Source organism: Aeromonas sp. QDB30, from assembly GCF_027707645.1.
In the GTDB taxonomy this organism is placed as follows: Bacteria; Pseudomonadota; Gammaproteobacteria; order Enterobacterales; family Aeromonadaceae; genus Aeromonas; species Aeromonas caviae.
The window spans coordinates 1-5,441 of record NZ_JAPCIY010000131.1 but is presented as its reverse complement, the minus strand read 5'-3'; the positions used below and the strand labels follow the sequence as shown (position 1 = coordinate 5,441).

5 protein-coding genes are annotated in these 5,441 nt (G+C 58.8%); 3 read left to right on the top strand and 2 right to left on the bottom strand.

The window, feature by feature from the left end:
- The first annotated feature begins 353 nt into the window (after nt 1-353).
- Nucleotides 354-1,037 (top strand): uracil-DNA glycosylase, encoded by a 684-nt coding sequence (ung, locus tag PG896_RS20435; protein ID WP_244054061.1) that lies wholly within the window; start codon nt 354-356, stop codon nt 1,035-1,037.
- A gap of 160 nt (nt 1,038-1,197) precedes the next feature.
- Nucleotides 1,198-1,743 carry a hemerythrin domain-containing protein gene (locus tag PG896_RS20430; RefSeq protein ID WP_010673857.1) on the top strand — a complete coding sequence of 182 codons (546 nt, stop codon included), beginning with the start codon at nt 1,198-1,200 and terminating at the stop codon, nt 1,741-1,743.
- 96 nt (nt 1,744-1,839) lie between these two features.
- Here the strand turns inward: PG896_RS20430 and PG896_RS20425 are convergent, their stop codons facing one another.
- Complete coding sequence (locus PG896_RS20425; protein ID WP_010673858.1) at nt 1,840-2,019, bottom strand: DUF3545 family protein; 180 nt, start codon at nt 2,017-2,019, stop codon at nt 1,840-1,842.
- 180 nt (nt 2,020-2,199) lie between these two features.
- Nucleotides 2,200-3,150 carry a transaldolase gene (tal, locus tag PG896_RS20420; protein ID WP_010673859.1) on the bottom strand — a complete coding sequence of 317 codons (951 nt, stop codon included), beginning with the start codon at nt 3,148-3,150 and terminating at the stop codon, nt 2,200-2,202.
- A 724-nt stretch (nt 3,151-3,874) separates the two neighbouring features.
- Between tal and PG896_RS20415 the strand changes: the two genes are divergently transcribed.
- Nucleotides 3,875-5,305: an alanine/glycine:cation symporter family protein gene (locus tag PG896_RS20415; RefSeq protein ID WP_010673860.1), complete on the top strand. Its 1,431-nt coding sequence runs from the start codon at nt 3,875-3,877 to the stop codon at nt 5,303-5,305.
- Nucleotides 5,306-5,441: the final 136 nt, after the last annotated feature.

Below are 5,441 nucleotides of genomic sequence, written 5' to 3'. Positions count from 1 at the left end.
CTGCATGGAGACGCGATTAGATCACAGACGATCTGCCTGTTCAAATTTCATTAACAAAGTGCGATCCCGCCCTGGCCTGCCCATGAGGCCTGTCCGAAGGACGTCCTGTTATTCCTGTGTCGACGCAGCCCCGGTCATTGCCCGTGAACGCCGCCACTTCCCAGGCTGGCCAGGCTGAGCCTGACCTCCATGCGGTTGCGTCTTGGGGGCGAGGACCCTATCCTGAGCCCCTTGCTCTATTGACCGAGGAGATAGCGGTGCCAAGCTGGACAGAAGGCGGGGAATGGGGAGAGGGAGAGGTTGGCATGCCAGCCAGGATGGAAGGAGTGGATTCGCAACGAGAGGAGACGGGTGTGCTGACCTGGAAAGATGTGATTGGTTCGGAGAAAGAGCAGGCGTATTTCATGGACACCCTGGCCACCGTCAGGGCCGAGCGGGAGGCGGGCAAGGTGATCTATCCCCCGGCGACCGAGGTCTTCAATGCCTTCAAACTGACCGAGCTGGATGACGTCAAGGTGGTGATCCTGGGGCAGGATCCCTATCACGGCCCGGACCAGGCGCACGGCCTCTGTTTCTCCGTCTTGCCCGGAGTGCGCACGCCGCCGTCCCTCGTCAACATCTACAAGGAGATGCAGCGGGATCTGCCGGGTTTTGTCACACCCAATCACGGATTCCTGGAATCCTGGGCCAGACAGGGAGTGCTGCTGCTCAATACGGTGCTGACGGTACAGGCGGGCATGGCGCACTCTCACGCCCACCTGGGGTGGGAGACCTTTACCGATCGGGTCATCGAGCGGATCAATGCCCATTGCCAGGGAGTTGTCTTCCTGCTGTGGGGGGCTCATGCCCAGAAGAAAGGGCGCTTCATCGACCGGTCGCGCCACCATGTGCTGAGCGCCCCCCATCCCAGCCCGCTCTCTGCCCATCGCGGTTTCATCGGTTGCGGCCACTTCTCCGAGGCCAATCGCCTGCTGGTCCAGCAAGGACGCAGTCCCATCGACTGGCTCTCGGTCTGCGCCGATCCGGCGGCGGCCTGACGCCGTGCATGCACAGGGGAAATGGTATCCCCTGTGCCCTCTGTGGTGAGAGGCTGGTGCAGCCGCTGTCTGCATCCGACTTGATTGAGTGCAAAGTTCAGGCAATAAATGACCGTATACTCGAGACAGACGTGTTCTCATTTCAGTGCAAGGAGTGCCCATGTTATCCAGTCTGCATAAGGACCACCTCAACATCACCCGGTTGCTGACGCTGCTCAAGCAAAAGCTGGCGGCCATTCGCAATGAGCAGCCGGTGAGCTACTTCCTGCTGCGGGATGTGGTGGATTATCTGCGCGAGGTATCCGACAAGTACCACCACCCGAAGGAAGACATGATTTATGACTACTACCTGAAATACAGGGTGGTGGAGGGGGAAGTGGCCAACCGGCTGCACGAGGAGCACGCCCGTCTGCTGGATGCAGGGACCGAGCTCAAGGAGATGGTGGAGATGATCCTGATGGATGCGGTCATCCCGCTGGATCAGTTCGTGGCCTGTCTGGAGCAGTTCATCGAGCAGCAGGAGGCGCACATGAACTATGAGGAAGGGGTCATCTTCCCCCATCTGCGCGACTCCCTGACCGAGGATGACTGGCGTCATCTCGAACAGCTCTGGCAGAACCGGGCCATCAATGATCCCCTGTTCGGAGCGGAGGTAAGCCAGCACTTCCAGGCGCTGGCCAAACAGCTCTCGCTGCCTGCAGCCTGACAGGAGGTTCATCCATAAAAACAGCGCCCCGATCAATCCGGGGCGCTGTTTTTATGGCTCCACTCGCTGGAGTGAAACATGGGCGACGTGGGCGTATCAGAGCTCCAGGTCGTCCGATCCTTCATAGGCGATGTCGATGGCCTGCAGCTCCTTTTGCAGGCGGTGCTTGTCTTTAAGCGCCTCAATCTCACGCCATTTGCGTTTTTTTCCCGTTGTCCCGCGGCTACGTGAACCCAGCTCAACGACCTCGTCAAAATCGAAGTTGAACATGTCCATGGCTCCCTCCTTGGTTTTATGGTTTTCACCATCCGTATAACACGACGCCTTTGAAAATAAAACGTTTTTATGACGAAGTTGTGACAACCGGAAACAGGCACAAAAAAACCGGGCTGCCCTTTCGGGAGCCCGGTTTTTGCAGCGCCACTTCGCTCTGTGAGCGCAGTGTGGCGAGCGGCCTTACAGGTGGCTTGCCAGCATGGTTTCCAGCTTGCCCTGGTCGATGGCGAACAGGCGGATGCCTTCCCCCAGCTTCTCGACGGCCATGGCGTCCTGGTTCAGCTCCCAGCGGAATTCGGCTTCGGTCATCGGGGCCGGTTTGGCTGTGCGCTCGCCGGTGTAGTCCAGTTTGCGCACCACGGTGCCTTCGGCCTTGCTCAGCTCTTCCAGCAAAGCGGGGCCAATGGTCAGGCGGTCGCAGCCGGCCAGTTCCAGGATTTCGCCGGTGTTGCGGAAGCTCGCGCCCATGACCACGGTCGGGTAGTCGTGCTGCTTGTAGTAGTTGTAGATGGCGGTGACGGAGACCACGCCCGGATCTTCACTGGCGGTGTAATCACGGCCGTTCTTGGCCTTGTACCAGTCGAGGATGCGACCGACGAAGGGGGAGATGAGGAAGGCGCCGGCTTCGGCACAGGCACGAGCCTGGGCGAAGGAGAACAGCAGGGTCAGGTTGCACTGGATACCCTCTTTCTCCAGCACCTCGGCGGCACGGATCCCTTCCCAAGTGGAGGCCAGCTTGATCAGGATGCGATCATTGCTGATGCCGGCTTCGTTGTAGAGGCGGATCAGCTTGCGGGCCTTGGCGATGCTGGCGTCGGTGTCGAAGGAGAGGCGGGCGTCCACTTCGGTGGAGATGCGGCCCGGGACGATTTTCAGCACTTCGAGGCCGATGTTGACCGCCAGCTTGTCGCCTGCGTCGATGATTTGCTGTGCCTTGTCCTGGCTCTGGGATTTGGCCCAGGCAATGGCGTCCTGGATCAGGGCTGCGTACTCGGGGATCTCGGAGGCCTTGAGTACCAGAGAGGGGTTGGTGGTGGCATCGATGGGCTGGTAGCGCTTGATGGCTTCGATGTCGCCGGTATCGGCAACCACTGTGGTCAGGGCTTTCAGCTGGGTCAATTTATCGGCCATGGCAAATATCATCTCTTTATGAGGGAGCAATCCCAGGGTGGCGGGCATGAGACGGCAGTTCTGAAATTAAATTACAAGATCCCGGCGGCTCAGGCTCAGAAAGGGGCGATGGGCAGGCCCCATCGTCATTGCCTGCCTAATTAATACGGATGTGGCGCATCCTGCAATAGGGGGGCTTGTATGCGAATCAGCCAGGTGGTGAAAGCGGTACCGGCTGTCGGGTGAAAGTGTTTGATAAAAAACGAGTTTTATTCATGGTGTGGCGGCTGGCTCCGACATGGAAAAGCGCAATTATTTTGGTGGATTCATGAATTTGTGCGGGAGGTCACATAAATAGTTCTGTCAGCTACTTGAAATTTAATTACGTGTAAAACGTTTTGCGTTACAACCCCTTGCCGATGAGGCATGAGAGGCAAACGCTTGTCTCCCTGGTTTCGTTTCACTCAGCGGTTTTTACCCCCATGGGATGAGTTGTAAAATGGTTCTCTATTGGCTCTAATTTGTGTGGGGCTGGGTTGCGCATCAATTTTTGTTGATTTATTGCGTGCTAAATGAAGCTTTTTTGCATCAAATTGCTCGTTTTTTGTCTCCCCAGTGAGCCCTGTCACTATTCTGAATTCCCTCGCTATGCTAGATTCCGCCCCTTCGGCGCAATGCTGGTTCGGAAATTGACAGAGAGCGGTCAGCGCAGACTGGCCATGGATGTGATAACAACGAGAGAATTATGGACACCTTGATTGCAATGATTAACGACCTGATGTGGGGAGCCGTGCTCATTTACCTGCTGATCGGGGTCGGTATCTTCTTTACCTTCCGTCTGGGCTTTATCCAGATCCGCCACTTCGGCCACATGTTCTCGGTCCTGCGCAACAGTCGCAAATCCGACAGCGCCGGCATCTCCTCCTTCCAGGCTCTGTGTACCAGCCTGGCGGCACGCGTCGGGACGGGCAATCTGGCCGGTGTGGCCGTCGCCATCTATCTGGGTGGCCCTGGCGCCGTCTTCTGGATGTGGCTGATCGCCTTCATCGGCATGGCCACCGCCTTCGTGGAGAGCACCCTGGCCCAGCTCTACAAGGTCAAGGATGAGGATGGCAACTACCGGGGCGGTCCCGCCTACTACATGGAGCGCGGCCTCGGCATGCGCTGGATGGGGGTGGTCTTCTCCCTCTGCCTGCTGCTGGCCTTCGGTCTGGTGTTCAACGCGGTGCAGGCCAACTCCATCAGCCTGGCCATGAACGTCGCCTTCGGCATCCCTGACTGGGTGAGCGGTCTGGCCCTGGTGGTGCTCTCCGGCCTCATCATCTTCGGCGGCATCCGCGGCATCGCCCGTTTCGCCGAGCTGGTGGTGCCCTTCATGGCGCTCGCCTACATCCTGATGGCGCTGTTCGTGGTGGCCATGAACATCAGCGAGCTGCCCGGCGTGCTGGCCCTGATCATCAAGTCTGCGTTCGGCATCGAGCAGGCGGGTTCCGGCGCCATGGGCTATGCCATCTCCCAGGCGATGATCAACGGCATCAAGCGCGGCCTCTTCTCCAACGAGGCGGGCATGGGCTCTGCCCCCAATGCTGCCGCCACCGCCACCCCCTATCCGCCGCACCCGGCCTCCCAGGGTTATGTGCAGATGCTGGGTGTCTTCCTCGATACCATCGTCATCTGTACCTGTACTGCCGCCATCATCCTGATGTCCGGCCAGTTCGAGCCGGGCTCCGGTGTGACCGGTGTCGAGCTGACCCAGCGTGCGCTCTCCTCCCAGGTGGGCGGCGGTGGCAACATCTTCATCGCAGCGGCCATCTTCTTCTTCGCCTTCACCTCCATCGTGGCGAACTACTCCTATGCGGAGACCAACCTGGTGTTCCTCGAGCACAACCACAAGGGCGGCCTGATGCTGTTCCGGATGTTCGTGCTGGGCATGGTGATGTTCGGCTCCGTGGGCGAGCTGCCGACCGTGTGGGCTCTGGCGGATGTCTCCATGGGGCTGATGGCCATCGTCAACCTGGTGGCCATCCTGCTGCTCTCCGGCGTCGCCATCAAGCTGGCCAAGGACTACAACGACCAGCTCAAGCTGGGGCGCGTCCCCACCTTCGATGCCAACAAGTACCCCGAGCTGCGCAGTCAGCTGGAAGAGGGGATCTGGGACAACCCGGGCAAGAAATAAGCCCGTGTTGCAAGGTGATTGAAGGGGAGCCATGGCTCCCCTTTTTCATGGGTAAAAAGAGGTTCATCGCGGCTTTCCGGGGAAGGCCGCCTTGATTTTCAGAAAAAAGTATTCTGAGTCCCTAAATCCATATGCC

Excerpts from the sequence above, each read along its gene's own strand:
- PG896_RS20425 (WP_010673858.1), bottom strand. The coding sequence starts at position 2,019 with ATGGACATGTTCAACTTCGATTTTGACGAGGTCGTTGAGCTGGGTTCA.
- tal (WP_010673859.1), bottom strand. The coding sequence starts at position 3,150 with ATGGCCGATAAATTGACCCAGCTGAAAGCCCTGACCACAGTGGTTGCC.
- PG896_RS20430 (WP_010673857.1), top strand. The coding sequence starts at position 1,198 with ATGTTATCCAGTCTGCATAAGGACCACCTCAACATCACCCGGTTGCTG.
- PG896_RS20415 (WP_010673860.1), top strand. The coding sequence starts at position 3,875 with ATGGACACCTTGATTGCAATGATTAACGACCTGATGTGGGGAGCCGTG.